We start from the raw sequence: 9,507 nt of genomic DNA on the forward strand, positions 1-9,507 counted from the left end.
CGGCCCGCGCCGCCGGCACCGCACCGCACCCGTGCCACAGACACCGAGGACCCGATGACCACCGAAGACAACACCCCGCACGCGGATCTCCTGCTGCTGCACGAAGCGGCACTGGCCGGCATGCAAACCCTCGGCCCGGCCCCGCTTTCCGCCACCCTGGAATTCTTCGCCACCCAGCAGGGCCTCGGCGGGACCGACCTCTCCCAGGCCGCGCTGAGGGACGCGCTGACGACGGCGCACAGCGACCACGCCCTGCTGTGGCTGTGGCGCAAGAAGCTCGCCGACTGGGACTTCCGTACGGACGCCAAGTGGACCGGCACCGAGCCGCGCACGGACGCCCGGCGCGCCGCGATCCACGACAAGCTCGGCTTCGAGCCCGAGACGCGCAAGGTCGTCGACGACCTGATCCCCGTCTCAAGACTCAGCGGCCCGGTCGTCATCAGCAAGGAGTTCACGCCCTGGCGGGCGGCGCGGTCGCAGCAGGGACACGACTGGTACTGGCCGAAGTACGCCGGTCTCCTGGCCACCAGGCCGTCCTGGGACGCCGAGGCGATCGCGAACCTCGACGAGGCGGCCGAACGCGTCGTCGAACGCCTTGCGGACCCGACCGCGGAGCAGCCGTACCAGTCGCGCGGCCTGGTCGTCGGCTACGTCCAGTCGGGCAAGACGGCCAACTTCACCGGTGTCGTCGCCAAGGCCGTCGACGCGGGCTACCGGCTGGTCATCGTCCTCGGCGGCACCCTCAACCTCCTCCGCGCCCAGACGCAGCGCCGGCTGGACATGGAACTCGTCGGCCGCGAGAACATCCTGCGCAACGCGAGCGAGGTCGAGTCGGACTACGCGGACGACGAGGACTGGGTGCGCGACAAGTTCCTGCGCCACGGCGGCCGGCCGTCCACGATGGGCGCGTTCGACATCATCCGGCTCACCACCCGCGACAACGACTACAAGCCCCTGGCCCAGGGCATCGGCGAGCTGGAGATCGAGAAGCGCGAGCAGACGCTGCCGCTGTACCACCCGCGCAACCTGCACCACAGCGCGGCCCGGCTGATGGTCGTCAAGAAGAACAAGATGGTGCTGGGCAAGCTGGTCAAGGACCTGAGGAGGATCGGGCCGCTGCTGGGCGAGATCCCGGTCCTGATCATCGACGACGAGTCGGACGAGGCCTCGCCCAACACGACGAGCCCGAACAAGCCGGACGCCAACCGGACAGCGATCAACGAGAAGATCTCCGAACTGCTGAGGCTGATGCCGCGCGCCCAGTACGTCGGCTACACGGCGACCCCGTTCGCGAACGTCTTCATCGACCCCAGCGACACCGAGGACATCTTCCCCCGCGACTTCATCATCTCCCTGGACCGGCCGGCCGAGTACATGGGCGTCCAGGAGTTCCACGACCTCGACTCCGAGATCCCGCCGCAGGAGCGCACCGTCGCGAACTCGCAGGAGAAGGCGCACGTCCGCGACGTCCGCCCGACGGACGAGGAGGACGACAGCAGCCTGCGCGAGGCGATGGACATGTTCGTCCTGACGGCGGCGATGAAGGTGTACCGGGAGTGCGCGGGCCCGGTGCCGCTCGGGGTGGGCCACTTCCGGCACCACACCATGCTGGTCCACGAGTCCCGGCTCCAGCTCGACCACCGCGAGCTGCGCGGCAGGCTGCTCAAGCTGTGGCACGAGGGCGGCTACGCGGGCGCCGCCGGCCACGAACGGCTCCGGCAGCTTTTCGAGTCCGACGTGGCCCCCGTCTCGGCGGCCCGCGCCGACGGCTACGCCGTACCGGCGTCCTTCGAGGAGCTGGCCCCCCACATCGGCGCGGCCTGGATGCGCATCGGCGGCAACGAGAACCCCGTCATCGTCGTCAACGGCGACAAGGACATCGAGCGCGGCGAGGCCGACTTCGACCGGCGGGGCATCTGGAAGATCCTGGTCGGCGGCCAGAAGTTGTCCCGCGGCTACACGGTCGAGGGTCTGACCGTCACGTACTACCGGCGGAGCGCGGGCAACGCCTCGACCATGATGCAGATGGGCCGCTGGTTCGGCTTCCGCAGGGGTTACCGGGACCTGGTCCGCCTGTACGTCGGCCGGGAGGAGACCTTCGGCAAGAAGGACGTCGACCTGTACGAGGCGTTCGAGGCGATCTGCCGCGACGAGGAGACCTTCCGCAACCAGCTCGAGCAGTACGCGGTGATGGTCGACGGCAGGCCCCAGATCACTCCGGCCCAGGTGCCGCCCCTGGTCTCCCAGCATCTGCCGTGGCTGAAGCCGACGAGCCGGAACAAGATGTACAACGCCGAACTGGTGGAGATCCGCTCACCGGGCCAGCCGGTCGAACCCGCGTCCTACCCCACCAGCGCGGCAGCCATCCGCCGTAACACGGAGCGCTGGCGCCCCGTACTCGAAGCGCTGGGCAGCACACCTACAACTTTCACGAATCCCCCGGACAGATCCAGCCGGCTTCCTCGCAGTTTTGCGGCCTGCACAGGCGTTGTCAGCCACAACGATCTCATGAGCGTCCTGGGCCAGCTGGAGTGGAGCCGACCGGAGAACTTCCGCCCGCATCTCACGTACCTCAGCCAGCTCGACGGCACCCTCGCCAAGGTTGATGACTGGCTGATCGTGGCACCGCAACTGGAGTCACCCGGCCGGGTCCGGGCCACGATTGCGGGCTCTCTGCCGCTTTCCCTCGTCCAGCGAAGCCGGCAGCGCGGCAAGGACTCCTTCGGCCGCATCGCCGGCCTGGAGCACCAGATCGCCGCAAAACGCATGGTCAGCAGGGCATCCAGTTCGGTAGCAGCCGACGAGAACAATGAGCAGCTCATCGGTTCCCGCAGCGGCATCGTCCTGCTCTACCCGGTCGTCGACAGTGACAAGTTCCGCACCGTCGAAGAGGCGGCACCTGGCAGCATCGCGGACCCGGGAAGCGTGATCATGGCCTTCAGCCTCATCCCGCCCAAGACAGCCATCGACTCAACTCGCCGGCTGGTCCGCTTCCGCACCAAGACCTCTGCAGACACCGCGATCATTGACCTTCCTGCCTGACTCACACTCCCTTGCGCGACGAAAGCAGGTCAGCCCTCCGTGAGCCTCGAAGACGACGGACTCTTCTCGATGGACCAGCCCACTCCAGAACCAGTCCACACAACCGCGACCAACGACAGAAACCTCCAAGAAGTAATCCACTGGTTCAAAAGGCAGAAGAATATTGCAGAGCGCTTCGGGGGCATCTTTCGGCAGGCGTTCGATGAAGTCCTCGACGGCCCGCGGACTGGGCGGTTCAACGTCGAGGACCTGGAGAAGACAGAGAAGACCTACCTGGGAACCAAGGTTGAAATTCTGGTGCGCGCAGAATTTTCCCTGGACCGCGGCCGCCCGATGGACTACTCGGTAGCGGGCCACCAGGTGGACTCAAAGTTTACGGTACGAAGCAATTGGACGATTCCCCAGGAGGCCATTGGGCACATATGCCTCCTGATGTCAGCAGATGATGCGAGTTCTCAGTTCAAGGTCGGATTGCTGCGCATCAGCGATACGAACCTGAACCCCGGAAGAAACAGAGACGGAAAGCGAGGAATTTCCCGCAGCGGCAGGGATGAGACGCATTGGCTCGTTCCCTCAGGGACTCTCCCCAAGAACATTCTGATGCAGCTCAGCCAGAGCGAAAGGACAGCCATCTTTCGCCACTCCGGCGGGCAGGGCAGAACCAACGAACTGTTTCGGGTGGCCCAACGAGAACTGATCGACAGAAAAACCCTGCTGACGGTCGCGCAGCAGGCAGACAGCCCTAAACGAGTACGGGATGCCCGGATCCATTTGCGCAACGAAGGCATCCTGATTCTCGGCCACCAAGAAAATCATCCCGCTATCGCCCGAGCCTTGGGACTGCCGATACCAAAAAAGGGATCCTGGGTATCTGCCAGAGTGATCCCCATGAACCCTGATCACCCTTCAAACTCCGCTCACGCTGTAATTGGCGGCACCTCTTACATTCTCGCTCCGGACGAAGCGCCGCCCGAACACGGACCCCTGTCATACTAGTTGCCATGCAAGACCAGCAGCCGGACGAACCGCACCTGCAGGACACCTGGCAGGCGCCCCCGGGTTCTTGGGCATCGTCAGCCGCGAACCGCCGGAACATGCAGGCGATCCGCAGCCGCGACACCAAGCCCGAGCAGACGATCCGCCGGCTCGTGCACGCCCAAGGCCTCCGGTACCGAGTCTGCGCCAGGCCGCTTCCCGACCTTCGCCGGACGGCAGACATGGTTTTCCGTCCGGCGAAGGTCGCGGTGTTCATTGACGGCTGCTATTGGCACGGCTGCCCTGAGCACTACGTGTCGCCGAAGACCAATCCCGGCTACTGGTCGGACAAGGTGGCCAGGAACGTGGCCCGTGACCGTGACACAGACGCACGTCTCCACGAGGCCGGCTGGACCGTGCTGCGTTTCTGGGAGCACGAGTCAGCTGACGACTGCGCCCTCAAGATCGCCGCTACAGTTGCCGCTCTCCGCGGGCGCCGGGCCCGCGGGAGAGGGTAGCTCAAAGAGGGCGTCACTCTGGTGAGCAGCCTCCGCCTTGGCGCCTGCCTCCAGCGCTGCAATGATCTGCTCGCCGACAGCCTGTGCAACAGGCGGCGGAAATGCATTTCCCACCTGACGGTAGGCAGCGGTTTTCTTGCCTGTGAACTCCCAGTCGGACGGGAATCCCTGGATTATCGCCGCCTGGCTCACCGTAAGCTTCGGCCCCCGGGGGCCGAACAAATCCCTCTCGGGGTCCGTCATTTCTTCGGGCTCGTTGGCGACACCCATACCATCGATCCCCAGAGCTGCCCAGGCGTTCTTGGCCCTCGTCGGGCCCAGGTCTGCCCCACCATGCTTCTTTGATCCACCGACAAGAGTCGGCGCAACGGTGCCCTTCTTAGCTTCCTTGAGCCATTTCTTATACGTGACATCCGCTCTCGGGTCACCGCTGGCTTTGAACCGCTTCCTCATCGAAGGAGCCAGCGCCTTGGCCACGGTGAAAAGCTCCTCATGCTCCGGAGGCTGCCACGTCAAGTGCTGCGCGTACTGCTCACGCATTGCAACGAGAATGGCCCGGGGGCGCAGTTGCGGGACCCCGTAATCACATGCCTCCAGGACCCTCCAGTAACAGATGACGTAACCAGCCCTGTGCAACTGCTGCTGAATTTCTTCCCGGTACTCACGGAATTTTTCCGGCGGCTCCAGAAGCCCTCGGACATTCTCAATCATCACAGCCTTCGGCTGCAATTCCTCAACCATTCTCAGCATGGCCGGGAAGAGATCGCGTTCGTCATCACGGCCGAGTTGCTTGCCGGCCGCCGAAAAGGGCGGACACGGAACACCGCCGGCCAGCAGGTCCAACTGGCCCGGAGCGAGATTCAGCTCACGGGGGTCGAAGTCGTTCAGGTCTTCCTGCAGCACTCTGCACCCTTGCCAGTCGGGATGGCTGCCGACATTTGCGCTGAGTGTGGAGCATGCATGCTGATCGATCTCGATGAGTGCAAGGTGCTTGAACCCTGCCTTGTGGAGACCGACTGCCTGTCCGCCTGCTCCGGCACAGATCTCCACCGAGGTGAACTTGGACTCGGTGCGGGTCATGCACCCTCCTTCCAGACTTGCCACGGCAGGCACTCGTTGCAACCCGCCCTCACAGAGGGTGACAGGCACCACTGACATCTCGATCTCACACAGTGTGCGCTACGACTCGACACGCTCAGACCACCCACACACCACGACGAACACTCATACGATATTGCCTATGCTCCGGAGCCCTGCATGGACCTGGGACGAGCTGATGCTCGCCTGTGCCTTGGTCGTCGACAACGGTTGGCACGAACTCCGGGAGGGGGACCGCAGCGTCCGGGAACTTTCCGACCTGCTCCGGTCCCTTCCCGTCCACCACTCCGAAGCCCGCAACCTTCCGGGCTTCCGGTCGGCCGGCAGTGTCAGCCGCAAAACCACCGACCTGGCCACAAACCACCCAGGCTACCGAGGCCGGGCGACCAAGGGCGGCCGGCTGGACAGGGTCGTGATCGACGCCTTCCTCCAGCAGCCCGACGAGATGGCCAAGTCGGCAAGAGCGATCGAAGAAGGACTCAGGTCCGGCGCGCTCCAGCAGATCCCCGAGCAACCCGAGGAGGTGACAGAAGACGGGATCACGGCTCTCGAAGGCCGCCTCCTCGCCCGCTGGGCCATCTCGCGGGAGCGTGACGCCGGGCTCCGGGCAAGGAAGGTCAAGAGCGTCCTGGCTCTCGGGAAGCCGATTCGGTGCGAGGTGTGCACCTTCGACTTTCAGCGGTTCTACGGGGAACTCGGCGACGGCTACATCGAGGTTCACCACACGCTCCCCCTCCACGTCTCCGGGCCTCGAGAGACCCAGCTCAAGGACCTCTCGCTCGTGTGCTCCAACTGCCACCGCATGTGCCACAGGGGGCACCTCGGGAAATCCTGGCGTACTCCGGCCGACCTCCGTGCCGAGCTGCAGAAAGCGGGGCAGGTGCTCCGCACCCAGTGACTGTCTCCACCTCGCAGCGCGCATCACGCGACAAATTCCGGGCGTGCCGTGCCGCCGGCTCGCACCGGAACAGGACCCCGGTGGCCGCCACCCGGCGTTCCCGCGCCGAACTCGCACCACACCACCTTCCCGAAGAAGGTCAGAGCCGCGCCGCTCTCATCGGCCAGCACGGCCACCAGGCGGAGGCCCCGCCCGCGCTCGCTGTCGCCATCAGTGCTCACCACCGCAGGCAGCGTGCGGCCCTCGTCGTGCATCTCGATACGGAGCCGGGCAGCAGCCACCTCCATGACGAGGGCCGCCACAGCACCCTCGCCAACGTGCTGCACGACATTGGCGGCGAGTTCGCTCACGGCAAGCTGAGTCTTGTCCAGCAGTGCCGGCAGCCGCCACTGGGCCAGCTGTGACGCCGCTGCCCTCCGAAGGCCGCGCACCTCGGACGCATAGGCCGTGAACGGCACTACACAGCGAGGCCCGGGGCCGACGATGCCAGAACCAAGCATGGATTGGTCTCCCTCCCGCGCGACACCAGCACACTGCAGTCGTATCCGGGTGACTGCGCTGTGTAGCGCTGCCGAGAAGCATGGCACCGAGAATTCTCGTCACGTAACTTCTCACACAGAGGCCACCCGATCGGATGAACGCGGTGGCCCTCAGATTTCCTCAGGCCATAGCCTGCTGGCGCCATCCACGAACGCGGACCGCCAAAGGGGAGGGATCCATTGGCAGCCAGGGCCACCACACGGCGCCGCCAACTCGGCACCACCATGCGCAAGCTCCGGGGCCGCACCGGTATGACGCTGGAGGAAGCCGGCGCGCTGGTCGGTGTATCCAAGGCCACCATCAGCCGGTACGAGACTCAGGAAGGGCCGGTCAAGTGGCTTGTCGTGGAGGCACTGTGCCGTGAGTACGGTGCCAGCGACGCCGAACGGCAAGCGATCGTGGCCCTGGCCAAAGACGCCAAGCAGCAAAACTGGTGGCATTCTTTCGCCGACTACTTGCCGGAGAGCGCAAACCTGCTCCTCACCTTGGAGGACGAGGCGGTACGGGAGGACCACTTCGCGTGCGTCTACGTCCCAGGGCTCCTGCAGACCCGCCGCTACGCCGAAGCCGTGCAGCACGCCTCCGAAATGCGCCGTCCGCCCGAGGAGATCGAGCAGCTGGTTGATCTCCGCATGAAGCGGCAGCAGATCCTGGCCCGCAAGCAGCCGCCGCACCTCTGGGTGATTCTCGACGAGTCCGTGCTGCGTCGCGTCGTCGGCTCCAGGGAGGTCATGCGCGAGCAGTTGACGCACTTGCTGGAGTCCAACAAGTCACAGAACATCACCCTCCAAGTGCTGCCCTTCGCCCAGGGCGCGCACTCCGCTGCCAAGGGCAGCTTCGTGATCCTCGGTGCCGCAGAACCCTCTCTGGACGTCGTGTACGCGGAGACCCATGTGGCATCACTCTTCATGGAGAAGGAGGAGGAACTGGCCCAGTACCGGCTTGCCTTTGACTACCTGCGGGCCCAAGCATTGGACATGGCCGCCTCTTCGGCCTTCATCGAAGAATCTCGCAGGGAGATGTGATGCGCTCAGGCATGAACCAGTCCGGCATACCGGACAAAGCCTGGTTCAAGTCGTCGTACAGCAGTTCCGGCGCTACTGAATGCGTCGAAGCAGCACCGTTCGAGCATGGAATGGCCGTACGCGACTCCAAGGTGCCACTGGGCGGCAAAATCTGCGTGAGTGACGGAGCTTGGGCGGATTTCACGCGGGGGATACAGGCCGGACACTTTTCCCTGGGGCGTGAACTTGCCGCGTGAACTTGCCTGCTGAAGCAAGACCTGATGAGCCTCAAGGGTGCGAATGAACCACCATGCTCCCGGGTGCTTCCGGTCCACGGCGGCCGATTCCGCTTGCTGCAGACGAATGCCACTTCGCCAATCCGGTTCCCGACAGAATTCCTGATCCGCAAGTTAGCATCCGGGGTGTTCGCGGCCCAATGCGTGCGCCAGGTACAGAAGGCGAGCCTGTGCCCGCGACGCACCGGGGTGCAGGATCTGACAACTTCGCGGTATCAACCGAGTGGGCGGGTCCCACGGCGGACCCCCTGCCGCTCTCGGGAACCAGCGTTGGACAGTGCTCAACTACGGACGGCCCAGCGCTGGACGATCAGCGCACCCTGATGGGCATGCGGGTCGTGCCGGGGATGTACGGGCGCAGCCGCCGTCCCGGAAGCGTGTGACCGCCAACTGGCGTGACAGCAAGTTTTCGTGCGCCTCTCCGGATTTCACGGCCACGTTGAATGAGACGCAGAATCGTGGCGCCCAAACCCTATGACTACACAGGTACTCGGCGCGCCGCACGCCGCCGATGCTGGGAGCGCACCGAGCCCGACCGGGACAACGAAACCGTCCGCGCGGCGCCCGTCCGGCTGACCGGTACGGCGGCGAAGAGTGAAGGAAACGGACTCCATGAACGCAAGCAAACGCATTGCCCTGGTGACCGCAACGCTCGCACTGACAGGCGGAGTGTTCAGCACTCCGGCCTCCGCGGACTCCGCATCCGCAACGGCATCGCAGGAGATCAGCGCCGCCGCGTACACATGTGACGTCGAACGGAGCGGCAACACCTACCAGGCCGGTTACTACAGCGGCAGAACGATCACCCCGTCCACCCGGAGCGTCTCCGCTGCGGGAATTGAGGCCCAGTGCATTCTCAAGCACCGGGGGTACGACCCGGGCACGGTCGACGGCGTTTTCGGGCCCAACTCCCAGGCCGCGATGAAGGAACTCCAGAGGGACGTCAACGACTCCGGCGCGGGCCTGGTCGTGGACGGTCTGCCGGGTCCCAAGTCCTGGGGCTGGCTGCGCGTGTTCGGCTGGTGAGGACCCACGGATTTCCGCGCCGCAGGGTGCGGGCACAGCCCTTCCGCCACGGCCGCCGAACCGGCCGTGGCGCAGCACCAGACGCGCCCTGGTTCGTACCGGTGCACCGG

Annotated in this window: 9 protein-coding genes; 7 read left to right on the forward strand and 2 right to left on the reverse strand. The window is 65.2% G+C overall.

Translation table 11 applies throughout. The features are described 5' to 3' along the window. Nucleotides 1–54 precede the first annotated feature (54 nt). Genes GCU69_RS27850 through GCU69_RS27860 form a run of 3 tightly spaced genes read left to right on the forward strand, consistent with a single transcriptional unit; the run spans nt 55 to nt 4,535 of the window. The gene (locus GCU69_RS27850) at nt 55–3,042 is read left to right on the forward strand and encodes a Z1 domain-containing protein (protein WP_235978743.1); all 2,988 of its coding nucleotides are present in this window, start codon (nt 55–57) and stop codon (nt 3,040–3,042) included. A gap of 39 nt (nt 3,043–3,081) precedes the next feature. Continuing rightward, nucleotides 3,082–4,038 carry a NaeI family type II restriction endonuclease gene (locus tag GCU69_RS27855; protein ID WP_156207521.1) on the forward strand — a complete coding sequence of 319 codons (957 nt, stop codon included), beginning with the start codon at nt 3,082–3,084 and terminating at the stop codon, nt 4,036–4,038. 5 nt (nt 4,039–4,043) lie between these two features. Beyond that, a complete protein-coding gene (locus GCU69_RS27860) occupies nt 4,044–4,535 on the forward strand; it encodes a very short patch repair endonuclease (protein WP_156207522.1) in 492 nt (163 codons plus the stop codon). Here GCU69_RS27860 and GCU69_RS27865 read toward each other — a convergent pair. Continuing rightward, nucleotides 4,458–5,615 carry a DNA cytosine methyltransferase gene (locus tag GCU69_RS27865; protein ID WP_156207523.1) on the reverse strand — a complete coding sequence of 386 codons (1,158 nt, stop codon included), beginning with the start codon at nt 5,613–5,615 and terminating at the stop codon, nt 4,458–4,460. The genes GCU69_RS27860 and GCU69_RS27865 overlap by 78 nt on opposite strands. Before the next feature lie 160 nt (nt 5,616–5,775). Between GCU69_RS27865 and GCU69_RS27870 the strand changes: the two genes are divergently transcribed. Continuing rightward, nucleotides 5,776–6,531, forward strand: a complete 756-nt coding sequence (locus GCU69_RS27870; RefSeq protein ID WP_156207524.1) for an HNH endonuclease — start codon at nt 5,776–5,778, stop codon at nt 6,529–6,531. A 23-nt stretch (nt 6,532–6,554) separates the two neighbouring features. On the opposite strand, the gene GCU69_RS27875 is transcribed toward GCU69_RS27870, so the two are convergent. Then, a complete protein-coding gene (locus GCU69_RS27875) occupies nt 6,555–7,031 on the reverse strand; it encodes an ATP-binding protein (RefSeq protein WP_156207525.1) in 477 nt (158 codons plus the stop codon). 219 nt (nt 7,032–7,250) lie between these two features. On the opposite strand from GCU69_RS27875, the gene GCU69_RS27880 reads away from it, so the two are divergent. The 3 genes from GCU69_RS27880 (at nt 7,251) to GCU69_RS27890 (ending at nt 9,397) form a co-directional block, all read left to right on the forward strand. Continuing rightward, on the forward strand, nt 7,251–8,096 hold the full coding sequence (locus tag GCU69_RS27880) for a helix-turn-helix domain-containing protein (protein WP_156207526.1): 846 nt from the start codon (nt 7,251–7,253) through the stop codon (nt 8,094–8,096). After that, a complete protein-coding gene (locus GCU69_RS27885) occupies nt 8,096–8,332 on the forward strand; it encodes a DUF397 domain-containing protein (RefSeq protein ID WP_235978744.1) in 237 nt (78 codons plus the stop codon). Before GCU69_RS27880 ends, GCU69_RS27885 begins: the two co-directional genes overlap by 1 nt. A gap of 651 nt (nt 8,333–8,983) precedes the next feature. Beyond that, complete coding sequence (locus GCU69_RS27890; RefSeq protein WP_156207527.1) at nt 8,984–9,397, forward strand: peptidoglycan-binding domain-containing protein; 414 nt, start codon at nt 8,984–8,986, stop codon at nt 9,395–9,397. The last annotated feature ends 110 nt before the right edge of the window (nt 9,398–9,507 follow it).

This window comes from Streptomyces lycii (genome assembly GCF_009735685.1).
In the GTDB taxonomy this organism is placed as follows: Bacteria; Actinomycetota; Actinomycetes; order Streptomycetales; family Streptomycetaceae; genus Streptomyces; species Streptomyces lycii.